Origin of the sequence: Thioclava sp. F28-4 (assembly GCF_002020045.1) — a bacterium.
In the GTDB taxonomy this organism is placed as follows: Bacteria; Pseudomonadota; Alphaproteobacteria; order Rhodobacterales; family Rhodobacteraceae; genus Thioclava; species Thioclava sediminum.
Window position 1 is genome coordinate 186787 of sequence record NZ_MPZQ01000006.1, and the last position, 20654, is coordinate 207440.

Here is a 20654-nt window from a genome sequence, read left to right on the forward strand (position 1 = left end):
CTGGCAAGGGTTTCGACGGGTTAGGCAAGCCGCGCTGACGGCAGTGTTACATCTGCGGCGGCCACGGGCGCATGTGGTCGGCGTCGGCCCATGCGGCCACGAATTCGGGAAGTGGCGGCGAGGTCGCGTCCTGCCCGATCTCGGCCAAAACCTGCGCGGGCGGGATCATGCCCTTTTTCGAGGTTACAGCCCCGCGGATCAGCACATGCGAGGTGCACTTGCCGTCCTTCGTGAACATCGCATGTTCGAGCCAGATCCAGCGATCGTCCCAGCCGAGGCAACGCGAGCGCATCTCGAATTTCTGGAACGCCTGCACCCGGCGGCGATACCGCGTGGTGTTCCCGGCGACCACGATGCCCCATTTGTTGCGCTTGAGCGCGCCCCAGAGCCCGGTGCGGATCGCGAGCGGAATCCGCCCCAGATCGAAAAGCGTCAGCGTGCGCCCGTTGTTGAGCTCCATCCACAGGTCGATGTCCCACGGCCAGCAGATATGCTGGCTGACATGGGTGCCCGTGATCGGCAACGCCGGGGCGTTGCGGAACTTCACGATCTCTTTGGCCATGCGGATAACGGGATACATGCGCCCAGAGGTGCTGCGCCGCAGCGGGGCGGTCAAGAGAGACGTTACGGAAAATGCGCGCCAGCCTGCGGTTGCAATGGGGCTGCGCCTCGCTTACCTGTCTTTGCGATCCAAAGCGGAGGTTTCGATGGTCACGCTCTTTCAGGCCCTGGTGCTGATCCTGAACGTCATCTGGTTCGTCATGATCGCCCATATCATCATGAGCTGGCTGATCAATTTTCAGGTGCTGAACCTGCGCCAACCCTTGGTGGCGCAAATCTGGTTCGGCCTGAATAACCTGCTGGAGCCGATCTACGGGCGTATCCGGCGCTTCCTGCCCGACACGGGCGGGCTCGATCTGGCGCCGCTGGTGGCCTTCATCATCCTGATCATCATCCGTCAGGCGCTGTTCAACAACGCGGCCTTCTTCTACGGCAACAGCTTCTGATGCCAGCGGCTGCGGCAGCCGAAGCCCCCGCAGAGCTACTGGCGCGGGTCTGGGGGTTCGACGCCTTCCGGCCCGGTCAGGAAGAGATCGTGCGCGCGGTGATCGACGGCCGGAACGTGCTGGCGATCATGCCGACGGGTGGCGGGAAATCCCTGTGTTATCAACTGCCTGCGCTGGCGCGCGAGGGCGTGACGGTGGTGATTTCACCGTTGATCGCCCTGATGCGCGATCAGGTCCGCGCGCTGCGGCAGGCGGGCGTCGAGGCGGGCGCGCTGACCTCGGGCAATACCGAGGAGGAGACCGAAGAGGTCTTCACCGCGATCGACGAAGGGCGGCTGAAGCTTCTCTACATGGCGCCGGAGCGTCTGGCCTCGGGTGGGGCGCAGCATCTGCTGAAGCGAGCTGGCGTCAGCCTGATCGCGGTGGACGAGGCGCATTGCGTCAGCCAATGGGGCCATGATTTCCGCCCCGATTACCTGCGTATCGGCGAACTGCGCCGTAGCCTCGGCGTGCCGCTCGCGGCCTTCACCGCGACCGCGGATGAAGAAACCCGCACCGAGATCGTCACGCGCCTGTTCGACGGGCAACCTCCCGAGAGCTTCCTGCGCGGCTTCGACCGGCCGAATATTCATCTGGCGTTTTCGCCCAAGGATCAGCCGCGTCAACAGATTTTGCGCTTCGCTGCCGCGCGCAAAGGGCAATCCGGCATCGTCTATTGCGGCACGCGGGCGAAGACCGAGGCTTTGGCCAAGGCGCTGAGCGAGGCCGGGCATCTGGCCTGTTACTATCACGGTGGGATGGAGGCCGATGACCGCCGCGCCGTGGAGACCCGCTTTCAGCGCGAAGACGGGCTGATCGTGGTCGCGACGGTCGCCTTCGGGATGGGCGTCGACAAGCCCGATATCCGCTGGGTCGCCCATGCCGATCTGCCGAAATCCATCGAGGCCTACTATCAGGAGATCGGTCGCGCGGGGCGTGACGGCGCCGCCGCCGAGACGTTGACGCTTTACGGGCCCGACGACATCAAGCTGCGCCGGTCCCAGATCGACGAGGGGCTCGCCCCGCCCGAGCGCAAGGAGGCCGATCACGGACGTCTGAACGCGCTGCTGGGTCTCGCCGAGGCGACCGAATGTCGTCGGGTGAAGCTGCTGCGCTATTTCGGCGAAGAGGCCGCGCCCTGCGGGCATTGCGATCTGTGCGATACGCCGCCCGAGCTGTTCGACGGTACCGAAGCCGTGCGCAAGGCGCTGTCTGCCGCGCTGCGCTCGGAAGAGCGGTTCGGCGCGGGGCATCTGATCGAGATCCTGCTGGGGTCAAAGACCGACAAGATCAAGCAATGGGGCCATGACAAGCTGCCGACCTACGGGGTCGGGCGCGATCTGAGCCGTCCGCAATGGCAGGCGGTGTTCCGGCAGATGATGGGGCATGACCTGATCCGTCCCGACGCGGCGCGGCACGGCGCGCTGGTGATGACCCAGACCGCGCATCCGATCCTGCGCGGCGAGCAGTCGATCACGCTGCGCCGCGATCTGGTGGCGAAGGCGAAGACCAAACATGTGGTCAAGACGCTGGTGAGCGACGACGACGCGCCGCTCCTGTCGGCGCTGAAGGCGAAGCGGCGCGCGCTGGCCGAGGCGCAGGGCGTGCCCGCCTATGTCGTCTTCACCGACCGCACCCTGATCGAGATCGCCGAGAAACGCCCCGGAACGCTCGACGAGATGGCGGGGATCAGCGGTGTCGGTGCGAAGAAGCTGGAAAGCTACGGCACCGAGTTTCTGGAGGTGATAGCGGGCGCGGTCGAGGAGATGCACCCGCTGCGCCGCAAGCTGGCAGGTTCGACCGAGGGTGAGATATACGACCGTCTGGCCGATGCGCAGCGAAATCTCGAACGTGGCGCGGATGGTTATGATCGCCCGCTCTCCTGTTCGGCCTCGACGATCCGCAAGATCGCCGAGACGAAGCCGCGCTCGCGCGACGACCTCGCCCGGATTTCGAACCTGCCCGAGGCGAAGCTCGACCGATTTGCCGAGGCGTTTCTGGCGGTGTTGGCCGACTACCGCTAGGCGAGTTGGTCGATCGCGGGCGGGCGCGCATCTGCGGGGCGGTCCGACAGGATGCGTTCGGTAATCTCACGCTTTTTCAGGGGCTTGGTCAGGTAGTGATCGATCCCGGCGGCGAGAATGCCCTCGCTATCGCCCTCCATCGCATGGGCGGTCAGCGCGCAGATCGGCACATGCGCGGAGCCTTCCGCGGCCCGGATTTCGCGCGCCGCCTCGCGCCCGTCCATGCCGGGCATCGAGATGTCCATGAAGATCAGATCGGGTTGGAAGCTGCGCCAGAGCGCGACCGCCTCATGGCCGTTATTGGCGAAGCGCAGATCGATATCGAGATCCTTCACCATCTTGGAAAAGACCAGCTGGTTGGTGCGGTTATCCTCGGCGGCGAGCACGCGCATCGCGCGCCGCTCGGTCAGCTCTGGCGGCGGGCCGGGCGGCGGCGGTTCGGGCCTCGCTTCGGCCGCCCGCGACAGGTCCTGCAATGCGCGGAACAGTTCTGAGCGCAGCACCGGTTTTTGCAGGCAGCCGGTGATACCCTCACCCATCGCGGCCTTCGCAGCCTCCGGGTCGGAACTGAGCAGCAGGATCGGCACGTCACCGCCATCCGCCCGCAGTCTCTGCGCGAGCGCCACCCCGTCGAGCGCGGGCATTTGGTGATCGGTCAGGATCACGTCGAAGGCGCTGCCATCCTCGATCACCTGCAACGCCTCCTCGCCGGAGCGGCAAAGCGTCACCTCCAGCCCGTAGGTCTGCAATTGCCGCTCGAGAATGACGCGATTGACCAGAAGATCGTCGACCACCAGCGCCGCGCGCAGCGTGATCGGCGGGGAGGGGGCGTCGATCGGTTCGACCGGTTCGGCTCGGGGCAGCACCAGTTTGAGGCCGAAACACGAGCCTTCGCCAAGCGCGCTGTCCACCCAGACCTCGCCGCCCATCAGCTCCACCAGTTGGCGGGTGATCGCGAGGCCGAGCCCGGTGCCTTCGAATTTGCGATTACTCTCGGCCTCGACCTGATTGAACTCGCCGAAGACGTGATCGAGCAGCTCGGGCGCGATGCCGATGCCGGTGTCTTCGACGGTGATGTGCAGCTCGTAGTGACCGGCCTCGCGTTCGACCCCCACGACGCGGGCGAGGACGTGACCGGCATCGGTGAACTTCACCGCATTGCCCAGAAGGTTGGTCAGGATCTGTCGCATCCGCCCGGGATCGGCCTCGAAGCGCGTGGGCAGGAACAGGTCGTAATCCACCAGCAGCTTCACCTCGCGATCCTTGGCGGAGGGCTGCAGCAGCACCATTACCTCGTGCAGGCATCGCTCCAGATCGAAGGGTTCGGGGTAAAGCCGCATCCGCTCCGCCTCGATCTTCGAGTAATCCAGCACGTCGTTGATGATGGTCAGAAGCGCCTCGCCCGACGACCGGATGGTCTCGGCGAACAGGCGCTGTTCCTCGGTCAGATCGGTCTCGGCCAGCAGGTCCGCCATGCCGACGACGCCGTTCATCGGGGTGCGGATCTCGTGGCTCATATTGGCGAGGAAGGCGGATTTCGCGCGGTTCGCCGCCTCCGCCCGGTCGCGGGCCTCGCGCAGTTCGACCTCGCGCGCGACGGCGCCGGTGATGTCCTGCGCGAAGGTGACGAGATCGCCCTGCGCGCCCCATGTGTCGTTGAGCCGGAACCAGCGGCCATCCTGCGTGCGCAGCTCCATCGGGGGGATGTCGGTGCGGCGGATGCGTTCGCACATCTCGAAATGCCAATCGAGCGGGTCGCGCCCCTGCAGGTCGAAGAAACCGCTTTCTGCCGCGATGCGCGTCACCTCGTCATAGGAGACGCCGGGGCCGATCGCGATTTCCCCTTCGAAGAAGGCCAGAAACAGTTCGTTGGCAGCGACGAGGCGCAGGTCGCTGTCGAACACCGCGAAACCGTCCGAGATCGAATTGACCGCATGCCAGAGCCGCGCCTGCGCGATCTGGGCGAGCGAATTGGCCCGCTCGAGATCGTCGCGCACGCGGCTGTTCTCGCCCAGCAGGGTTTCGCGTTCGCTGAGCGCACGGGCGAGGCCCTCGCGCTGCTCCACCACCTGATCGGAGAGCATGCGCGCGTGCTGGGCCAGCTTCTGGTTGGCGGCGAACAGCTCCTGACGCTTCTGCTCCAACAGCTTTTCCGCCGCGAGTCGCCCGCGGCGTTCCTGTGCCAGTTTCTCTGCGATCGCCTTGTGCATGGACGCGGCAAAGCCCCCCGTATGGTCCGGGAGGCAGAGTTGCAGTGCTGCGTGAAAGGCGGGTTAACCGCGATGAGGGGCGGGCGGGAAAATCCTTAAATTGCTATGGATTGCCCGCCCGCTCGACCCTCAAAGACCGGGTCTCAGAGACGCTCGATCGACAGCGCGATGCCTTGGCCGCCACCGATGCACATGGTGACGAGGCCGTGCTTGCCGCCGGTGCGCTCCAGCGCGTGCAGCGCCTTCACGATCAGGATCGCGCCGGTGGCGCCGACCGGGTGGCCGAGCGCGATCGCGCCGCCATCGGGGTTCACCTTCGACGTATCCAGCCCCAGCTCGCGCGAGACGGCCAGCGCCTGCGAGGCAAAGGCTTCGTTGCTCTCGATCCAGTCGAAATCGGAGGCCTGCATGCCGGTCTTTTCCAGCAGCGCGCGCACGGCGGGGATCGGCCCGAGGCCCATCACCTCGGGGCGCACGCCCGCGATGGCGTAGCCGGTGATCTTGGCGCGCGGGGTCAGACCCGCCTCTTTCGCGGCCTCTTCGCGGGCGAGGACCAGCGCCGCGGCACCGTCATTGATGCCCGAGGCGTTGCCCGCGGTGACCGAGCCGTCCTTCTGGAAGACCGGCTTGAGCGAGCCGAGCTTCTCGAGGCTCGTCTGTTTCGGGTGCTCGTCGGTGTCGAAGACGGTCGTGCCCTTGCGCGTGGTGATCTCGACGGGGGCGATCTCTTCCTTGAAGTGACCCTCGGAGATGGCTTTCGCCGCGCGCTCCTGGCTTTCCATCGCGAAGGCGTCCTGCTCTTCGCGCGAGATCGAACACTCGGCGGCCACGTTCTCGGCGGTCACGCCCATATGGCCGGTGCCGAAGGGGCACGAGAGCGCGCCGGTCATCATGTCGAGCATCTTCGCGTCGCCCATCTTCTGACCGAAGCGGGCGGCGGGCAGGATATAGGGCGATTTGCTCATCACCTCGGCGCCGCCTGCCAGCGCGAAATCGGCATCGCCCATCATCAGCATCTGCGCCGCCGAGATAACCGCCTGCACGCCGGAGCCGCAAAGACGGTTCACGTTCATCGCGGGCGTGCCGACCGGGACGCCTGCATTCACCGCCGCCACGCGGCTGAGATACATGTCGCGCGGTTCGGTGTTGATGATATGGCCGAAGACCACCTGACCGATCTTGTCCGCCGACACGCCCGCCCGCGAGATCGCCTCTTTCGAGACATGGGTGGCGAGGTCGATCGGCGCAAAGCCGGACAGCGTGCCGCCGAACGTGCCGATAGGCGTGCGGGTGCCGGAGAGAATGACGATACCGGTCATGGGTAGCCTCCAATGTTTGGGTCGGCGCGAGGGTAGCGAATGGGCTGAGCCCGCACCAGCAGGGCCACGCGCTTATGACGAGACGTCATTTGGCCGGGCGGTGGGTTGAAACTCTCGGCCAAGGGGACACATTCTAGAAAACGAATATGACTAGGAGGCCGACATGACTGCCAACCCGATCGTCAAAGGGTTCTGGGATAAACCCACCGGAAGCTGGCAATACGTCTTTCACGACCCCGATACGATGAAGGGGGCCGTGGTCGATCCGGTCTGGGATTACGACCATCAGGCGGGTGCCACGACGCTGGGCAACGCCGAGAAAATCGTCGATTACGTCAAGGCCGAGGGGATCGATGTGGAGTGGGTGCTAGATACGCATCCCCATGCCGACCACTTTTCCTCCGCCGTCTGGCTGGCCGAGAAATTGGGCGCGAAGCGCGGCATCGGCGAGCGCGTGCGCAAGGTGCAAAGCCTCTGGGCCGAGATCTACAACACGCCCGAGCTTCCGCAGGACGGGCGGCAATGGGATCACCTGTTCGCCGAGGGCGAGACGTTCAAGATCGGCAATCTCGACGTGAAGGTGATGCTCTCGACCGGGCACACGCTGGCCTCGATCACCTATGTCGTGGGCGATGCAGCCTTCGTACATGATACGCTGATGCAGCCCGAAAGCGGCACGAGCCGGGCGGATTTCCCGGGCGGCTCTGCGGCCGAGCTGTGGGATTCGATCCGGGCGATCCTCGATCTGCCCGCCGAGACGCGGCTGTTCATCGGGCACGACTATCCCGGCGAGGGCAAGGAGCCGCAGACCGGCGCGACCGTCGCGGACCATCGCAAGGGCAACAAGCACGTCAAGGACGGCATCACCCGCGAGGAGTACATCAAGACGCGTGAAGAGCGTGATGCGACCCTGCCGCTGCCGAAACTGATGCTGGCCGCGCTGCAGGTGAATATCCGCGGCGGGCGCAAGCCCGAGACCGAGGGGGACGGGCGGTCTTACCTGAAAATCCCGCTCGACTATTTCGAGCCGCGGTAAGTTTAGCCGCGCGGCAGTTCGGCCCGACCCTCGGGCGTCAGAAGCCACGCGTCGCGGCCTTCGATGACTGCGGTCGAGAGCGGGTGACCATAGCCCGCGCCGGAATCGAGATTGAGGCGGTTACCGTAATGGGTGGCCGCCTTGATGTTTGTATGGCCGTGCACGATCAGCGCCCCGTGGTCGCGTGGATCGGTCAGGAAGGGTTTGCGGATCCACAGCAGGTCATCCTCCACCTGATCCTCCATCGCCACGCCGGGGCGGATACCCGCATGGACGAAGATCGCCTCGCCGCGAGGGAAATAGGCGGGCTGTCCAGCGAGCCAGTCGCGATGGGCCTGCGGGATCGCGGATAGTTCCTTTGCGACCTCGTCAAGCGGGCGGGAGAAAGCGTCGGAGATGCCGTAGCTTTCCAGCGTCGCCTCGCCGCCGACGCGCGGATTGAGATAGGAGACCTCCGCGCTCAGGATCGGGTCTTCGGTATAGGGATCCTCGAGAAAGCCGAGGAACATCCGGTCGTGATTGCCGCGCAGCACGATCCAGTTCTCGCCGTTTTGCTGACCTTTCATCAGGTAGTCGATCACCCCGGCAGAATCCGGTCCGCGATCCACCAGATCGCCGACATGCACGATCGGGGCCTCTGTCTCGCCGCAGGCCGCGCGATCCTCCGCGATCAGCTCATGCGCATGCTTGAGCTTGTCGAGATGTCCGTGAATGTCGCCGATCGCATAGGTGCGCATGCCTGTCCCTTCCAATGAAAAGGCCCCCCGCGCGCGGCGGAGGGCCCGGATTCAACCGTTCAGCTAGATCAGCCGAGGACGAATTCCAGCGGTTTGACCTGCTTGAAGCCGCCCGAGGTTTTCAGCGCGTCGACCACGTCCTGGCCGACAGCCTCGTCGACATAGGCAATCGCGATCGCCTCGCCGCCCTGCTTGGAGCGACCCAGGGTGAAGTTCGCGAGGTTCACGCCCTTCTCGCCGAGGATCGTGCCGAGTTTACCGATGATGCCGGGCACGTCGTCATTGGTGGTGTAGAGCATGTGCTCGCCCACTTCGGCGTCGATGTTGATGCCCTTGATCTGGATGAAGCGCGGCTTGCCATCCGAGAACACGGTGCCCGCGATCGAGCGTTCCTTGCTTTCCGAGACGACGGTGACCTTGATGTAGCCCTCGAAGATACCGGTCTGGTCCTGCGAGGTGGTCGAGATCTGGATGCCACGCTCTTTCGCGATGACCGGGGCGGAGACCATGTTCACGTCCGGCTGGCTGGCTTTCAGGATGCCCGAAACCACGGCGGCGTCGAGCGCCTTGAGGTTCATCTCGGACGCCACACCGTCGAAGGTGATGTTGATCGCCTTGATCGCATCCTCGGTCATCTGACCGATGAAGCCACCGAGGTGCTGCGCGAGTTTCACCCACGGGCCCATGACTTTCGCCTCTTCGGCGGTCATCGAGGGCATGTTGAGCGCGTTCTCGACCGCACCGTCCAGCAGGTAATTCGACATCTGCTCTGCGACTTGCAGGGCGACGTTTTCCTGCGCTTCGGTGGTCGAGGCGCCTAGGTGCGGCGTGCAGACCACGTTCGGCAGGCCGAACAGGACGTTGTCGGTCGCCGGTTCCTCGGCGAAGACGTCGAAGGCCGCGCCCGCGACATGGCCCGACTTGATGAGATCGGCCAGCGCCTGCTCGTCCACCAGACCGCCACGCGCACAGTTGATGATGCGCACACCGGGCTTGGTCTTCTGCAGGTTCTCTTTCGAGAGGATGTTGCGGGTCGAATCCGTCAGCGGCACGTGCAGCGTGATGAAATCGGCGCGACGCAGCAGCTCGTCCAGCTCGACCTTCTCGACGCCCATGTTGGCCGCCTTCTCTTCGCTCAGGAAGGGGTCATAGGCCACGACCTTCATCTTCAGGCCGCGCGCGCGGTCGCAGACGATGCCGCCGATATTGCCCGCACCGATCACGCCGAGGGTCTTGGCGGTCAGCTCGACCCCCATGAATTTCGACTTCTCCCATTTGCCAGCCTGCGTCGAGGCATCGGCTTCGGGGATCTGGCGCGCGACCGCGAACATCATCGCGATGGCGTGCTCGGCGGTGGTGATCATGTTGCCGAAGGGCGTGTTCATCACGATCACGCCTTTCTTGCTCGAGGCTTCCTTGTCGACGTTGTCGGTGCCGATACCGGCGCGGCCGACGACTTTCAGGTTGGTCGCGCTTTCGAGCAGTTTCGCCGTGACCTTGGTGGCCGAGCGGATGGCGAGACCGTCATACTTGCCGATCACTTCGGCGAGCTTTTCCTTGTCCTTGCCGAGCGAGGGTTCGAAATCGACCTCGATGCCACGGTCACGGAAGATCTGGACGGCGGTTTCCGAGAGCTTGTCGGAGACGAGAACCTTGGGGGCCATTTTCTGGGCTCCTTGAATTTTCAGAATATCGGGAAAGGACGGGCCCGGAGGCCCGCCAATCTGTCACGGATCACGCTTGCGCGGCGATCTCGGCTTCGAAGGCGTATTCGACCCAAGGCATCAGCGCCTCGACATCCGCCGTCTCGACGGTCGAGCCGCACCAGATGCGCAGACCGGCCGGGGCGTCGCGATAGGCGCCGAGATCGAGGCCGACGCCTTCATTCTCGAGCCTCTTCGCGACGGCTTTGGCGAAGGCTGCGCCATCCTTGATGCGATCGTCGGTGAACTTCACGCAGACGGAGGTGGTCGACGCGGTCGCCGGATCATTGGCGAGGTTCGCGATCCACGACTTCGCGGCGCAGAAATCCCACACGACTTTCGCGTTGGCATCGGCGCGGTCGATCAGGCCCTTAAGCCCGCCCACCGATTTCGCCCAAGTAAGCGACACGAGGTAGTCTTCGACGCAGAGCATCGAGGGGGTGTTGATCGTCTCACCTTTGAAGATGCCTTCGTTCAGCTTGCCGCCCTTGGTCATGCGGAAGATCTTCGGCAGCGGCCAGGCGGGGGTGTAGTTTTCCAGACGCTCGACAGCGCGGGGGCTGAGGATCAGCACGCCGTGACCGCCTTCGCCGCCCAGCACTTTCTGCCAGGAGAAGGTGGTGACGTCGAGCTTGTCCCAGGGCAGGTCCATCGCGAAAGCGGCCGAGGTGGCGTCGCAGATGGTCAGACCTTCACGGTCCGCCGGGATCGCATCGCCATTGGGGACGCGCACGCCCGAGGTCGTGCCGTTCCACGTGAAAACGACGTCGGTGTTGAAGTCGATGGTGGAGAAATCGACGATATCGCCATAGTCGGCGGTCTTCGTCTCGGCCTCGATCTTGAGCTGCTTGACTACGTCGGTCACCCAGCCCGCGCCGAAGCTTTCCCAAGCGACCATCGTCGCCTTGCGCTCGCCCAACAGCGACCACATCGCCATTTCGACGGCGCCGGTGTCGGAGGCGGGTACGATGCCGATGCGGTAATCGGCGGGCACGCCCAGAATTTCGCGGGTGGTGTCGATCGCCTCTTTCAGCTTCGCCTTGCCGATGGCGGCGCGGTGCGAACGGCCCAGCGGCGCGTCATTGAGCATGTCGAGGGAGAAACCAGGGATCTTCGTGCAGGGGCCCGAAGAAAAACGCGGGTTAGCCGGCCGCGTAGCCGGAGCTTGAATAGCCATTGCTGGTATCCTTCCAGATATATGCCCTTCGTTGGGGAAGGGTGTCCCACCGCCGCAGATACGCTTGCGCCCGCTCTGGCGCAAGGAGAATTTTTGGTCTAATGCGCCGCATCAGGTCACGGATACGACATTTGAACCGACATTCCCCAAGGAGCGCGCATGTTTACCGCCACGCTGATCGCTGACCCGAAAGAGGCCAATCTGGATCAAGGCACGCTGGATGCGCTTTGCGGTGCATGGGGCGGTGGCGCGGCGCGCTGGCTCAACCCGAATGTCGCGGCGGAGTTCATGGTGGACCGCGTGCCGTCGAATCGTTGGGAGGCCTGGGAGGGTCTGCAGGGGCTGGGCGTCGATCTGGTCGTGCAGCCCACCGAGGGGCGGCGCAAGCAGATGCTGCTCGCGGATATGGACTCGACGATGATCCAGCAGGAATGCATCGACGAGCTGGCAGATGTGGCGGGCGTGGGCGAGCGGGTGAAAGAGATCACCGCGCGGGCGATGAATGGCGAGCTGGATTTCGAGGGCGCGCTGACCGAGCGGGTGGGGCTGCTGAAAGGTCTGCCCGAGAGCGTGATTTCCGAGGTGATCGAGAAGCGCATCAGCTTCATGCCGGGCGGGCATGATCTGGTGGCGACGATGAAGGCCAACGGCGCCTATTGCGCGCTGGTCTCGGGCGGGTTCACCGCGTTCACCGGCTTTGTGGCGGAGACGCTTGGGTTCGACGAGAACCGCGCGAACCTGCTGCTGGTCGAGGATGGCAAGCTGACGGGCGTGCCGTCGCAGCCGATCCTTGGACGTGAAGCCAAAGTTCAGGCTTTGCTGGAAATTTCGGAAAAGCTGAAACTGGATCACGCGCAGGTCATGGCCGTGGGCGATGGGGCGAACGATCTGGGGATGCTGAAGCTCGCCGGTGCGGGCGTGGCGCTGCATGCCAAACCCTCGGTCGCCGCGGAATGCGACATCCGGATCAACTTCGGCGATCTGAGCGCGCTGCTCTACATTCAGGGCTACGCGGTGGAGGATTTCGCCTGACCGCCCCGCCAGACTTCGGTCAGGCGCCAGTCGTCATCGAAATGCACCAGATCGCCGGCGAAGCCCGGCGCGATCCGGCCCACCGGCGCGCCGATTGCCTCTGCCGGGATGCGGCTTGCCATCGCGAGCGCCTGTTCCGGTGATACGCCGACTGTCTCGATCATGAAGCGCACCGCCTGCGGCAGCGACAGATCGGCCCCGGCAAGCGTGCCATCCTCCAGCCGCAGCGCCCCGTCGCGGCGCAGGATGCGGCGGCCTGCGAGATCGAACTCGGTCAGATCGGACCCGGCGCATGCCATCGCGTCGGAGACAAGGAAGACCTCGCCCTGCCTCTTCGCCGCCAGCGCCAGCCGGATCGTCTCGGGATGCACATGGATGCCATCCGCGATCAGACCGGCGGAGACCGGCTGCGACAGCGCCGCGCCGACGAGGCCCGGCTCGCGACTGCCCAGCTGGCTCATCGCGTTGAAGAGATGCGTCACCATCCGCGCGCCCGCCGCGATGGCCTCCTGAGCCTCGGCGAAGCTGCACTCGGAATGGCCGAGGCTGACGATGATCCCGGCCTCGGACAGGCGCGCGATCTGCTCGGGCGTCGCATTGGCGGGTGAGAGCGTCATGATCAGCGCGGGCAGCCCGGTCTTCGCCTCGAGCAGCGTCTCGATGTCTTCCTCGTCCAGCGGGCGGATGCAACCGGGCGGGTGGCAGCCCGGGCGTTTGGGGTCGAGATGCGGGCCTTCCAGATGCAGCCCGCCGAATCCCGGAACGCGCGTCACGGCTGCGATGCCTGCGGCGAGTACCGTCTGAGTCGCGGCGCGCGTGTCGGTGATCAGCGTCGGCAGGATCGTGGTCGCACCGAGATGGGCATGCGCGGCGCAGATGGTGGAGATCGTCTCAAGCGTCGCGTGCCCGTCGAGCATCACGCCGCCCCCGCCATTCACCTGAAGATCGACGAGACCGGGCGCGAGCGTGCCGCCCGGGAACTCGACAACCTCGCCCTCGGGCATCTCTGCGATCGGGCACAGCGCCGAAATTCGACCCTGTTCCAGCACAATCGCATGGTTTTCATGGAAGGCGGTGCCGTCGAAAACGCGCGCGCCCGTCAGGATCAGCTTGTCCAAAACGCATCCTCCATCGCCAATGCCAAAGCGCCGTCCAGCGCGTTTCCTTTCGCGGCCCGCTGCGGCCAGTCACCCAGCGCAAGACCTTGCCCAAGCCCGCCGAGCCACGTCACCGGAAGCGGTTCCTCGGGTTGCAGTAGCGCAATCGCCGCGCGGATTTCGGCCTGCGCCGCCTCGCGCACCGCCACGGCTGCAGGGTCGGTCGATTGCAGAATGCGCGGCGCAAAGCGCGCCCAATCGGCGGGGGTCGCGTCGAGGCTGAAAGCGATCAACCCGTTTCGCCCATCCATCTCCTCGAGCAGTTCGCGCAGGAGCGGCGTCACCGGGCAGAACCCGTCGAGCGCACGCCCCGCCCGCATCCCCAGCGCCCGGCCGATCCAAGCGCCCGAGCCCTCATCGCCCAGCCGTAAGCCCCAGCCGCCGATGGCATGCTGCTGCCCGTCCAGCTGCCGCGCGAAGAACGAGCCGGTGCCGATGGCCGCGACGATCCCGTCCTCGGGCCCCAGCGCACCACGCACCGAGGTCGTCACGTCCTGCACGACGCGGGCCGGAAACGGCAGATCTGCAGCCAGCGCCTCGGCGGCGGGCGCATGGTTCGCCCCCGCCAGCCCGAGCACCGCGCGAATCTCGCGCGCGTCGATAGTGCCCATCGCGGTTTCGATGGCGGTGAAGATGTGATGGCGCGCCTCGTCATAGTCCGAGGCGATATTCGCAGGGCCGGAGTCGCCACGCCCGATGACACGGCCAGAACCGTCGGCAAACACCGCCCGGCACCCGCTGCCTCCGCCATCGACTGCAATGAAATGCATCCCCGCCTCCGTTTTGTGCGTAACAGTGCCAAATAGCGGCCCCGAGAGAAAGCGCGTAACGAAATCCGCGCGCGAAACGACTTGGGGAAAGATCGCATCGCCTCTATCACTGGGGCGTGACCCACGGGAGGACCATGCGCAAACCTCTGATATTCCTCGGCCTGATCGCTTTGGCGGTGATCGCGGCTTTTCTGGTGGCCGATCCCGACCCCGAGCGGCTGCGCGCGCTGCGCGACAGCCTCGCCGCGTGGCGCGAGGCGCATCCGTTAGCGCTGCCCATCGGGTTCTTCGTCACTTACGTCGTGGTGACGGCGCTGTCGCTGCCCTTCGCGGTCTGGCTGACACTGCTGGGTGCAGCACTTTTGGGGTTCTGGCAGGGGTTGGTTCTGATCTCGTTCGCGTCCTCCATCGGGGCGCTGCTGGCTTTTCTGGTCGCGCGCTACCTGATGCGCGACTGGGTGCGCGGGCGGCTTGGCCCGCGGCTTGCGAAGATCGAGAAAGGGGCTGCGCGTGACGGGGAATTCTACCTGTTCTCGCTGCGGCTGATCCCGGTCGTGCCGTTCTTCGTGATCAACCTCGCCTTCGGGCTGACCCAGATGAAAGCGTGGAAATTCTATGCCGTCTCGCAGCTCGGCATGCTGCCCGGCACCGCCGTCTATGTCGCGGCGGGCGCGCAACTGGGTGACCTGAACAGCCTGTCGGGGATCGTCTCGCCAGGGCTGCTGGGTGCCTTCGCGGCGCTGGCGGTGTTTCCCTGGGTGGCGCGCGCGGCGCTGCGGATCTGGGCACGCAAGCGGGCCTATCGCGGCTATGAGCGCCCGGCGAAGTTCGACCGCAACCTGATCGTGATCGGCGCTGGGGCGGCGGGGCTGGTGGCCTCCTATGTCGCCGCGCAGGCGAAGGCGAAGGTGACGCTGGTGCAGGAAGGCCCGATGGGCGGCGATTGCCTGAATTTCGGCTGCGTGCCGTCGAAGGCGTTGATTGCCTCGGCACGGGCTGCGGGCGTGGCGCGCGGCTCCGAGGCGCTGGGCGTGCGCGCGGATGTCTCGGTCGATTGGCCGGTGGTGACGCAGCGGATTTCCGAGGTGATCGCGCAGATCGCGCCGAATGATTCCGTGGAGCGCTATGAGAGCTTGGGCGTCGAAGTGATCGAGGGCCATGCGCGGCTGGAAGACCCTTGGACGGTGCGTGTGGGCGATGAGCGTCTGACCGCGCGCGGGATCGTTCTGGCGACGGGGGCGGCCCCGGTGATCCCGCCGATCGAGGGGATCGGATCAGTCGAGCCGCTGACGTCGGATACGCTGTGGGAGGCGCTCGCCGCGATGCCTGCGCCGCCTGAGAGAATGGTGATCCTTGGGGGCGGTCCGATCGGCTGCGAGATCGCGCAGGCGCTGGCCCGGCTGGGCGCGGGCGTCACCGTGGTCGAGGCGGCGGAACGGCTGTTGATTCGTGAAGATACGGAGGCCTCGGATGCCATCGCGGCGGCCTTGCGCGCCGATGGGGTCGACCTGAAGCTCGGTGCGAAGGCGATCCGTTTCGGGCGTGACGATCCCGGCGCAGAAGGCGGCAAATGGCTGGAACTGGAGGACGGCTCCAAACTCGGCTTCGACACGCTGCTGGTCGCGGTCGGGCGCAAGGCGCGGCTCGAAGGCTTCGGGCTGGAGGAGCTGGGCATTCCGGCGAACAAGGTGATCGAGACGAACGACTACCTCGAAACCCTCATGCCCAATATCTACGCCGCGGGCGACGCGGCGGGACCGTTGCAGCTGACCAATGCCGCAGGCCATCAGGGCTGGATTGCGGCGGCGAATTCGCTGGCCTCGCCGTTCTGGCGCTTCAAGGCTCATTCCGCGCCGATCCCGCATGCGGTCTTCACCTCGCCCGAACTGGCACGGGTGGGGATGACGGCTGCGGAAGCCGAGGCTGACGGCGTGCATCACGAGGTCACGACCTATCCGCTTGGCGATCTGGACCGGGCGCTCGCCGAAGGGGCGGGGCAGGGCTTCGTGCGGATCGTCACCTCGAAAGGCTCCGACAAGATCCTTGGCGCGACGGTCTGCGGGGCCCATGCGGCCGAGGTGCTGGCGGAATTCGCGCTGGCGATGCGGCACGGCTTGGGCTTGGGCAAGATCCTCTCGACGCCGCATATCTACCCGAGCTGGTCCGAGGCCGCGAAGAACGCCGCCGGGCGCTGGCGGCAGGCCCATGTGAACCCGCGCACGCTGCGGATCGCCGAGCGTTTCATGACCTGGAGGCGCGGATGATCGACGCTGCTCTCCTACCGCTGCAACGTGCCATGATGCAGCCCCCCGCCGAGGCGCTGGCCGCGCGCGGTATCCGCGCCGATCAGGTGACGGTGGCGGGCTTCGCGCTGGGCCTTCTGGCGATCCCGGCGCTGACGTTTCATGCCTATTGGCTGGCGCTGGCGCTGATCTTCATCAACCGGATCGCGGACGGGCTCGATGGGGCCATCGCGCGGATCAAGGGGCCGACCGATCGCGGGGCGTTCCTCGATATTGCGCTCGATTTTCTGTTCTACGCGCTGATCCCGGTGGGCTTCGCGCTGGCCGATCCTGCGCGCAACGCGCTGGCCGCGACCATCCTGATCGCCGCCTTCGTCGGCACCGGGTCGAGCTTTCTCGCCTTCGCCTCCATCGCCGCCAAGCGCGGGATGAGCACCGATGCCTATCCGACCAAGGGCATCTACTACCTCGGCGGGTTGACCGAAGGGGCCGAGACGATCCTGTTTTTCGCAGCGATCTGCCTGTTTCCGCAGGCCTTCCCGATCCTCGCGGGCCTCTTCGCCGCCGCCTGTTTCGTGACCACCGTGACCCGCTGGCTGATGGGCTGGCGGGCGTTTTCCTGAAATTGGAGAGAGTATGAAATCCCTGTTTGTCGCCCTCGCCGTCGCGCTGCCGCTCGCATCCCCCGCCTTTGCCGATTGGGCGCAGACGCAGGCCGAGGCGAAGGGCCAGACGGTCTATTTCAATGCCTGGGGCGGCGATCCGCGCACCAATACTTTCATCGATTGGGTGTCCGACCAGATGCAGGAGAAATACGGCGTCACGGTCGAGCAGGTGAAGCTGAGTGACACCGCGGAGGCTGTCTCGCGCGTGCAGGCCGAGAAGGCGGCAGGCAAGGATGACGGCGGCGCGGTGGACCTTATCTGGATCAACGGGCCGAACTTCCTCGCGATGAAAGAGGCGGGGTTGCTGCATGGGCCGTTCGTGTCCGATCTGCCCAATGCGAAATATCTCGACCTGTCCGAAGGCTCGGCGGCCACGACCGATTTCACCGTCCCGACGGAAGGGTACGAGAGCCCGTGGCGGCTCGCGAAATTCGCCTTCGCCTATGATGCGGAGCGAGTGAGCGATCCGCCGAAGGATATGGCGGGGCTTCTGGACTGGGCCGAGGCGCATCCGGGCCGCTTCACCCATCCCAACCCGTCGAATTTCATGGGGGCGAGCTTCCTCAAGCAGGCGCTGGTCGAGATGGCGCCCGATCCAGCGGCTTTGTCTAAACCGGTGACGGACGAGGCCTATGCCAAGGAAACCGCGCCGCTCTGGGCGTGGTACGATGCGCTGCGCCCGTTGATGTGGCGCGAAGGCAAATCCTTCCCCGAAAACGAGAGCGTGCAGGCGCAATTGCTGGCCGATGGCGAGGTCGATTTCGCGATGTTCTTCGATCCGGCGGCACCGGCCGCGATGATCGAGCAGGGTGTGCTGCCGCCTTCGGTCCGCGTCTGGGTGCCCGAAGGTGGCACGATCGGGAATATCTCCTACGTCGCGATTCCCTATAACGCCGCGCATCAGGCGGGGGCGGAACTGGTCGCGAATTTCCTGCTCGACCCGGCCACGCAGGCGCATATGCAGGACATCCGCGTGCTGGGGAGTTTCTCGGTGCTCGATCCGGCGAAGCTGGATGCCGACGCGAAACAGGCTTTCGCGGACCTGCCCACCGCGCCCGCGCTGCCGACGCTGGACGATCTCGGGCCGACGCTCCCCGAGCCGCATCCGAGCTGGATGACGAAGCTCACCGAGGACTGGGCGCAGCGCTACACGAAGTGAGGGTTTGATGCGGCTCGCCGGGGCGATCCTGACGCTGGTCATCGGCGCGCCGGTGTTGCTCGGCGCGGCGCTGACGCTGGCGACCGGTTTCGGCTGGCAACCGGAGCTGGGGCGCGTCGCGCTGGGCTGGGAGGGCTTCACCGAGGCCCTGGCCGCGCCTGGTATCCTCACCTCGCTGCGGCTGACATTGGTGACCGGCCTAGGGGCGGCGATGCTGTCGCTCGCGGCCTCGATCCCGCTGGCGCGCTGGCTCGTGACGCGGCAATCGGCGTCGCGCTGGCTGACGCCGCTGCTGGCAGTGCCCCATGCGGCGCTGGCGATCGGGCTGGCCTTTCTGATCGCGCCCTCGGGCTGGGTCGCGCGGTTGATCTCGCCCTGGGCGACTGGCTGGGATCTGCCGCCGCAGTTCGTGACGTTGGGCGATCCGTGGGGGCTGTCGCTGATCCTCGGGCTGATGCTGAAAGAGGTGCCGTTCCTGACGCTGATGACGCTGGTGTCCGCGGCGCAGCGCCCGGTTGCTGAGCAGATGGCGGCGGGGCGCGCTCTTGGCTATGCGCCGGGCCGCGTCTGGGCGCGGATCGTCTGGCCGCAGCTGTACCCGGCGCTCCGGCTGCCGGTGCTGATCGTGCTGGCCTTCTCGCTGTCGGTCGTCGACATGGCGCTGATTCTCGGGCCGTCGAACCCGCCGACGCTGGCGGTGCGCATCCTGCGGCTCTACGGCGCGCCGGACCCGGCGCAAGCGGTCCCCGCCTCGGCGCTGGCGGTGATCTTGCTGGCCGTGATAGGGGTGAGTGCGGCGCTGTGGATGGTCGGCGAGCGCGCGGTGGCACGGCTGGGCAAGACGGCGATCCGCAACGGGCATCGCGGCGCTTCGCGGCGGAACTGGAGCGGCGTTGGCCTGATCGGCGCGGGCGGTTTGCTGGCGCTCGGATCGCTGGGTGCGCTGATCCTCTGGAGCCTCGCGAGCTTCTGGCGTTTTCCCGATGCGCTGCCCGCGAACCTCACCCTCAAACGCTGGGCCAGCGCCGACTGGGCGGGGCCTGCGCTGACCAGCCTGACGCTTGCGCTGATTTCGACCGCTTTGGCGCTGATCCTTGCGATGCTCTGGCTGGAAAGTGAGGATCGCTCGGGCAAGCGCCTGCCGCTCGGCGCGCTGATCGTCCTGCCGCTTCTGCTGCCGCAGATCGGGTTTCTGCAGGGGCTGACCACCGGGTTTCTCTGGCTTGGTCTGCCGCCGGGGCTGGTCGTGGTGACATGGGCCGAACTGCTCTTCGTCTTTCCCTATGTGATGATCGCGCTGGCCGGGCCGTGGCGCGCGCTCGACCCGGCGCATCTCGCCAGTGCGGCGAGCCTCGGGGCCGGGCCGACGCGCCGGCTGCTGCGGATCAAGCTGCCGATGCTGCTGGGGCCGATCTGCGCGGCGGCGGCGATCGGGGTGGCGGTGTCGGTGGCGCAATATCTCGCCGTGCTGCTGCCCGGGGCGGGGCGCGTGCAGGCGCTCGCGACCGAAGCGGTGGCGCTGGCCTCCGGGGCGGATCGGCGGCTGGCCGCGATCCTTGCGCTTATGCAGGCGGCGCTGCCATGGGTGGGTTTCGCGCTGGCGCTCGCGGTCCCGGCATGGTGGCATCGCAACCGGCGCGGCTTGCGCGGAGGAGTGGCATGAGCCTGGAACTGATCGATCTGAGCCTGACCGCGCCCGACGCCTCCGCCCCGCTCTTCGCGCCGCTGTCGCTGGTCGTGGCGCCCGGAGAGACGGTTTGCCTGATGGGGCCCTCCGGGATCGGCAAGTCGAGCCTGCTCGCCTATATCGGCGGCCATCTGCCGCGGGGGTTCACGGCTTCGGGCGATGTGCGGCTCGATGGTGAAAGTGTCACGCATCTGCCCGCCGAAAAGCGCGGCATCGGGATGATGTTCCAGCAGGCGCAGCTTTTCCCGCATCTCTCGGTCGGCGACAATCTGGCCTTCGGGTTGTCGGCGCAGGTGAAGGGCAAGGCGGCCCGGCGCGCGGCGGTGGAGGCCGCGCTGGAACAGGCCGGGCTTGCAGGCATGGCGGATCGCGACCCGGCGACGCTATCGGGCGGGCAGCGTACCCGCGCAGCGCTGATGCGCACGCTGCTGGCGCGGCCCCGTGCGGTGCTGATCGACGAACCCTTCGCCGCGCTCGATGCGGAGCTGCGGGCCGAGATCCGCAGTTTCACGCTGCAGCATCTCCAAGCCGAGCGTATCCCCTGCCTGATGGTCAGCCACGATCCGGACGATGGCGCGGCTGCGGCGCGCCGGATCGCGTTGGGCTGAACCCCGCGCAGCCGCATTGCGGCGAAACCCGGCAGACTTGCGCGATGAGGTCGCTGAGGCTATCTCCAAGCGCATGATTTT

At 66.2% G+C, this 20654-nt stretch carries 17 protein-coding genes; 9 read left to right on the top strand and 8 right to left on the bottom strand.

What is annotated here, in order from left to right; genetic code table 11:
* Positions 1-46 precede the first annotated feature (46 nt).
* Positions 47-580: a thioesterase family protein gene (locus tag BMI87_RS14345; RefSeq protein WP_078522299.1), complete on the bottom strand. Its 534-nt coding sequence runs from the start codon at positions 578-580 to the stop codon at positions 47-49.
* A 127-nt stretch (positions 581-707) separates the two neighbouring features.
* Between BMI87_RS14345 and BMI87_RS14350 the strand changes: the two genes are divergently transcribed.
* Together BMI87_RS14350 and recQ are read left to right on the top strand one after the other, a co-directional pair.
* A complete protein-coding gene (locus BMI87_RS14350) occupies positions 708-1007 on the top strand; it encodes a YggT family protein (RefSeq protein ID WP_075775346.1) in 300 nt (99 codons plus the stop codon).
* Positions 1007-3070, top strand: coding sequence for a DNA helicase RecQ (gene recQ / locus BMI87_RS14355; RefSeq protein ID WP_078522300.1), 2064 nt, complete (start codon positions 1007-1009; stop codon positions 3068-3070). The genes BMI87_RS14350 and recQ overlap by 1 nt, the downstream gene beginning before the upstream one ends.
* Here recQ and BMI87_RS14360 read toward each other — a convergent pair.
* Together BMI87_RS14360 and BMI87_RS14365 are read right to left on the bottom strand one after the other, a co-directional pair.
* On the bottom strand, positions 3067-5280 hold the full coding sequence (locus BMI87_RS14360; protein WP_078522301.1) for a response regulator: 2214 nt from the start codon (positions 5278-5280) through the stop codon (positions 3067-3069). The genes recQ and BMI87_RS14360 overlap by 4 nt on opposite strands.
* A gap of 143 nt (positions 5281-5423) precedes the next feature.
* Entirely contained in the window at positions 5424-6599 is a 1176-nt protein-coding gene (locus BMI87_RS14365; RefSeq protein WP_078522302.1) for an acetyl-CoA C-acyltransferase family protein, read from the bottom strand.
* A gap of 163 nt (positions 6600-6762) precedes the next feature.
* Between BMI87_RS14365 and BMI87_RS14370 the strand changes: the two genes are divergently transcribed.
* Positions 6763-7635 (top strand): MBL fold metallo-hydrolase, encoded by an 873-nt coding sequence (locus BMI87_RS14370; RefSeq protein WP_078522303.1) that lies wholly within the window; start codon positions 6763-6765, stop codon positions 7633-7635.
* A gap of 2 nt (positions 7636-7637) precedes the next feature.
* Here the strand turns inward: BMI87_RS14370 and BMI87_RS14375 are convergent, their stop codons facing one another.
* From BMI87_RS14375 to BMI87_RS14385, 3 genes are all read right to left on the bottom strand, one after another.
* Positions 7638-8372, bottom strand: a complete 735-nt coding sequence (locus BMI87_RS14375; RefSeq protein WP_078522304.1) for a metallophosphoesterase family protein — start codon at positions 8370-8372, stop codon at positions 7638-7640.
* 68 nt (positions 8373-8440) lie between these two features.
* Positions 8441-10036 (bottom strand): phosphoglycerate dehydrogenase, encoded by a 1596-nt coding sequence (serA, locus tag BMI87_RS14380; RefSeq protein WP_078522305.1) that lies wholly within the window; start codon positions 10034-10036, stop codon positions 8441-8443.
* A 70-nt stretch (positions 10037-10106) separates the two neighbouring features.
* Entirely contained in the window at positions 10107-11252 is a 1146-nt protein-coding gene (locus tag BMI87_RS14385) for a phosphoserine transaminase (protein WP_078522306.1), read from the bottom strand.
* Positions 11253-11411: 159 nt separating this feature from the next.
* On the opposite strand from BMI87_RS14385, the gene serB reads away from it, so the two are divergent.
* On the top strand, positions 11412-12284 hold the full coding sequence (gene serB / locus BMI87_RS14390; RefSeq protein WP_078522307.1) for a phosphoserine phosphatase SerB: 873 nt from the start codon (positions 11412-11414) through the stop codon (positions 12282-12284).
* Here the strand turns inward: serB and nagA are convergent.
* Positions 12260-13402, bottom strand: a complete 1143-nt coding sequence (gene nagA, locus BMI87_RS14395; protein ID WP_078522308.1) for an N-acetylglucosamine-6-phosphate deacetylase — start codon at positions 13400-13402, stop codon at positions 12260-12262. The two genes, serB and nagA, sit on opposite strands and share 25 nt — an antisense overlap.
* Entirely contained in the window at positions 13390-14211 is an 822-nt protein-coding gene (locus tag BMI87_RS14400) for a BadF/BadG/BcrA/BcrD ATPase family protein (protein WP_078522309.1), read from the bottom strand. The genes nagA and BMI87_RS14400 overlap by 13 nt, the downstream gene beginning before the upstream one ends.
* Before the next feature lie 134 nt (positions 14212-14345).
* Here BMI87_RS14400 and BMI87_RS14405 point away from each other — a divergent pair, with 134 nt between their 5' ends.
* Genes BMI87_RS14405 through BMI87_RS14425 form a run of 5 tightly spaced genes read left to right on the top strand, consistent with a single transcriptional unit; the run spans position 14346 to position 20573 of the window.
* Positions 14346-16475: an FAD-dependent oxidoreductase gene (locus BMI87_RS14405; protein WP_078522310.1), complete on the top strand. Its 2130-nt coding sequence runs from the start codon at positions 14346-14348 to the stop codon at positions 16473-16475.
* The gene (locus tag BMI87_RS14410) at positions 16472-17077 is read left to right on the top strand and encodes a CDP-alcohol phosphatidyltransferase family protein (protein WP_078522311.1); all 606 of its coding nucleotides are present in this window, start codon (positions 16472-16474) and stop codon (positions 17075-17077) included. The genes BMI87_RS14405 and BMI87_RS14410 overlap by 4 nt, the downstream gene beginning before the upstream one ends.
* A gap of 13 nt (positions 17078-17090) precedes the next feature.
* Entirely contained in the window at positions 17091-18278 is a 1188-nt protein-coding gene (locus BMI87_RS14415; RefSeq protein WP_078522312.1) for an ABC transporter substrate-binding protein, read from the top strand.
* Between the two features lie 7 nt (positions 18279-18285).
* A complete protein-coding gene (locus BMI87_RS14420) occupies positions 18286-19941 on the top strand; it encodes an ABC transporter permease (protein ID WP_078522313.1) in 1656 nt (551 codons plus the stop codon).
* Positions 19938-20573, top strand: coding sequence for an ATP-binding cassette domain-containing protein (locus tag BMI87_RS14425; RefSeq protein ID WP_078522314.1), 636 nt, complete (start codon positions 19938-19940; stop codon positions 20571-20573). The genes BMI87_RS14420 and BMI87_RS14425 overlap by 4 nt, the downstream gene beginning before the upstream one ends.
* Positions 20574-20654: the final 81 nt, after the last annotated feature.